The organism is Actinomadura fibrosa, from assembly GCF_900659615.1.
In the GTDB taxonomy this organism is placed as follows: domain Bacteria; phylum Actinomycetota; class Actinomycetes; order Streptosporangiales; family Streptosporangiaceae; genus Spirillospora; species Spirillospora fibrosa.
This window is the reverse complement of the sequence record NZ_CAACUY010000458.1, coordinates 1-3612: the sequence shown is the minus strand read 5'-3', so window position 1 is coordinate 3612 and position 3612 is coordinate 1. Positions and strand designations below refer to the sequence as shown.

Annotated in this window: 3 protein-coding genes; all 3 read left to right on the top strand. The window is 72.6% G+C overall.

Annotation, left to right across the window (positions count from 1 at the left end):
* Positions 1-377 precede the first annotated feature (377 nt).
* Entirely contained in the window at positions 378-1850 is a 1473-nt protein-coding gene (locus E1300_RS48470; RefSeq protein WP_131763998.1) for a sugar transferase, read from the top strand.
* A 17-nt stretch (positions 1851-1867) separates the two neighbouring features.
* The gene (gene wecB, locus E1300_RS48465; protein WP_131763997.1) at positions 1868-2947 is read left to right on the top strand and encodes a non-hydrolyzing UDP-N-acetylglucosamine 2-epimerase; all 1080 of its coding nucleotides are present in this window, start codon (positions 1868-1870) and stop codon (positions 2945-2947) included.
* On the top strand, positions 2947-3612 hold a 666-nt coding region (locus E1300_RS48460; RefSeq protein WP_131763996.1), incomplete at its 3' end, for a nucleotide sugar dehydrogenase. The genes wecB and E1300_RS48460, both read left to right, overlap by 1 nt.

Sequence of the window (3612 nt, the reverse complement as noted above, 5' to 3'; positions counted from 1 at the left end):
CAGCCGGACCGCCGCCGCACCGGCGGCCGCGGCCGGGGCCCGGCCGCCGCCGTCCCCGCCGTCGTCCCCGCGCAGCGCGAGGACGCCCGAGACGAGGGCGGCCGCCAGCACGGTCACGGCGGCCGGAAGAACGTTCCTGGAGAAAAGGCGCACGGCGCAAGGGTAGGTTTCGGCGGTCGCCGGAGCCGGTTACCGTCCGCATCCGGCCAGCCGCATGCGTAACGACCTCCGAGTCCCTGCAACGGCCACGTTCGGCCTCCCTGCATTACCTTCCCTTTAACTGCGGAAACTGGCAACTTAACTGCTGGGTTGACCCGTATTCGCGCCTTGGAGGGGGAGCGGACGCGGGTGCCGGGGAGGGGGCGGGGGATGCCCGCATGAGTATCGTCGACCATCACGAAGCGACCGTCCCGCTGGGGCGGGCGCGACGATCCAGCGGTACACGGAGCTGGATTTCGAATCACGTTCGACTTGCCATTGCCGTCGATTTCTGCTGCGCGCTGGCCGCGGGCGTCGCCGGCTTCCTGTTCCGGTTCGGCGACCAGACGTCCGCGCCGCGGCCGGACGCGCTGCTCGCGGCGGCGCTGCCGCTCATCTGGGTGGCGTGGACGGCCGCCTCGCGCGCGTACGACGCCCGGATCTTCGGCGCCGGGTCCGAGGAGTACCGGCGGATCCTGGACGCGGGGATCAGCCTCACCGCCGCCGTCGCGATCATGTCCTACTCGACGAAGGCGGAGGTCGCGCGGGGCTTCGTCGTCTTCACGCTGCCCGCGGTGACCGCGCTGAGCCTGCTCGGCCGGTACCGGCTGCGCAAGCACCTGCACGGGCGGCGCGCCCGCGGCGAGTGCCTGCGCCGCGCCGTCGCCGTCGGGCACCGGGAGGCGGTCACCGAGCTCGTCCGCGAGTTCGGCCGCGCCCGGCACCACGGCATGCAGATCGTCGCCGCGTGCCTGCCGGACGACGGCGGGCACGACCGGGTCGGGAACGTGCCGGTCGCGGGCGGCATGGGCGAGGTCGCGGACGTGGTCCGGCGGGCGGAGGCCGACGCCGTCGCCGTGCTCGCCTGCCCCGAGCTGGCCGGGGTCGAGCTGCGGCGGCTGGCGTGGCAGCTGGAGAAGACCGACACCGAGCTGCTCGTCGCGTCCGCGCTGCTGGACATCGCCGGCCCGCGCACCTCGATCCGGCCGGTGGCCGGGCTGCCGCTGCTGCACGTCGAGCATCCCGAGCTCACCGGGGCGCGGCGCATCGTCAAGGCGCTGTTCGACCGGACGGTCGCGGCGGTCGCGCTCGTCCTGCTCGCCCCGGTGTGGGCGCTGACGGCGCTGCTGATCCGGCTCGACGACCCGGGCCCGGCGTTCTTCTCGCAGGAGCGCGTCGGCCGCGACGGCCACGGCTTCCGGATGATCAAGTTCCGGACGATGGTCGTGGACGCCGAGCGCCGCCGCCGGGAGCTGGAGGACGGCCTGCCCGACGGCGCCGCGACCCGCGGCGGGGTGCTGTTCAAGCTCCGCGACGACCCCCGGGTCACCCGGCTGGGCGGGCTGCTGCGCCGCTGGTCCATCGACGAGCTGCCGCAGCTCGTCAACGTGCTGCGCGGCGAGATGTCGCTGGTCGGCCCGCGGCCGCCGCTGCCGGACGAGGTGGACCGCTACGGCGGGGACGTGTTCCGCCGCCTCGCCGTCAAGCCCGGCATGACCGGGCTGTGGCAGGTGAGCGGCCGGTCCGACCTGTCCTGGGAGGAGTCCGTGCGGCTCGACCTGCGCTACATCGAGAACTGGTCGCTGGCCATGGACATGCAGATCCTCTGGAAGACCCTCGCGGCCGTGGTCCGCGGCTCGGGCGCCTACTGACGGTAGCGGGAGACCCCATGATCACCTCGATCGTGCACGTGCTCGGAGCGCGGCCGAACCTCGTCAAGGCCGCGCCGGTCATCGCCGCGCTCCGCGGCCTCGACCAGGTCGTCCTGCACACCGGGCAGCACTACGACGCCCGGATGTCGCAGATCTTCTTCGACGAGCTGGGGCTGCCGGAGCCGGACGTCAACCTGGGCGTCGGGTCGGGCAGCCACGCCGCCCAGACCGCCGCGCTCATGGTCGGGCTGGAGCGGGAGTTCGCCCGGCTCCGTCCGGAACTGGTCGTCGTGTACGGCGACGTGAACTCGACGATCGCCGCCGCGCTGGTCGCGGCCAAACTGCACATCCCGGTCGCCCATGTCGAGGCCGGGCTGCGCAGCTTCGACATGACCATGCCCGAAGAGGTCAACCGCCGCCTCACCGACCAGCTCTCGGACCTGTGCTTCGTCACCAGCCCCGAAGCCATCGGCCACCTGGCCAACGAAGGCATCCCCGTCCAGCGCGCCCACTTCGTCGGCAACCCCATGATCGACACCCTGCTGGCCAACCTCGACGCCTTCGACACCGACCGCGTCCGCGCCACCCACGCACTGCCCGACCGCTACGTCCTGGCCACCATGCACCGCCCCGCCAACGTCGACGACCCCAACACCGCCGCCACCCTGGTCCAACACCTGCACGGCGTCGCCGACCTGACCGACCTGGTCATCCCCGTCCACCCCCGCGGCCGCGCCAACCTGCTCGCCGCCGGCCTCGACCAGCACCCCGGCGTGCACATCCTGCAACCCCTGGGCTACATCGACTTCATCGCCGCCGTCCGCGGCGCCGCCACCGTCGTCACCGACTCCGGCGGCCTCCAAGAAGAAACCACCATCCTCGGCGTCCCCTGCCTCACCGTCCGCCCCAACACCGAACGCCCCATCACCATCACCCACGGCACCAACCGCCTCGTCACCTTCGAGGAACTCGTCCCGGCGGCACGCAAGACCCTCGCGGCGGACCGGCATCCGCCCGGCGAGGCGCCTCCGCTGTGGGACGGCAAGGCCGGCCCCCGCATCGCGGACGTGATCCGGCGCTGGAAGGAGGCGAAGTGATGGACCTGGTGGTCATCGGGCTCGGCTACGTGGGACTGCCGCTGGCGCGCGAGGCCTGCCGCGCGGGCCTGGAGGTCGGCGGCCTGGACCTCGACGCCCGCGTCGTCGCGGGACTGTGCGAAGGCCAGTCCCACGTCGACGACGTCTCCGCCGCCGAGGTGGCCGGGATGCTCGACCAGGGCTTCGCGCCGACCGCGGACGCCCGGATCCTCGACGGCGCCCGCACTGTGGTGATCTGCGTGCCGACGCCACTGTCGGAGGAGGGCGGCCCGGACCTGACCGCCGTCCGCGGGGCCGCCGAGACGGTCGCGCAGCATCTGGAGCCGGGGATGCTGGTGGTGCTGGAGTCGACCACCTACCCAGGCACCACCGATGAGATCGTCCGGCCGATTTTGGAGAAGTCCGGGCTCCTCGCAGGACGTGACTTCCACCTCGCCTTCTCGCCGGAGCGGATCGACCCGGGCAACCCGGTCTACGGCGTCCGCAATACCCCCAAGATCGTCGGTGGGCTGACCCCGGCGTGCGCGTCGGCGGCCTCGGCGTTCTACGGCAAGTTCGTCGAACGGGTCGTGGAGGCCAAGGGCACCCGCGAGGCCGAGATGGCCAAGCTGCTGGAGAACACCTACCGGCACGTCAACATCGCCCTGGTCAACGAGATGGCCGTC